Raw genomic sequence first — 246 nt, forward strand, 5'->3', positions numbered from 1 at the left:
GATGACACCCTGGCCCGCCAGGGTGGGGATGAATTCATCGTGCTGATCAACGAGGTGGAGGAGGTCGACGACGTGACGCGGGTCGCGCGTCGGCTCGTCGAGTCGGTGAGCTCGCCCTTCGAGGTCGGCGGGCAGGTCTTTCGGGTCGGCTGCAGCCTGGGGATCAGTCTCTACCCGGACGACGGCGTAGAGGTCGAGACCCTGGTGCGCCAGGCTGATGCCGCCATGTACCGCGCCAAGCAGGAA

At 66.7% G+C, this 246-nt stretch carries 1 protein-coding gene; it reads left to right on the top strand.

Translation table 11 applies throughout. The features are described from left to right. The coding region (locus tag SQ11_RS15840; RefSeq protein ID WP_041515171.1) for a diguanylate cyclase at positions 1-246 on the top strand (246 nt) is incomplete at both ends.

The organism is Nitrosospira sp. NpAV (assembly GCF_000832065.1).
Classification (GTDB): domain Bacteria; phylum Pseudomonadota; class Gammaproteobacteria; order Burkholderiales; family Nitrosomonadaceae; genus Nitrosospira.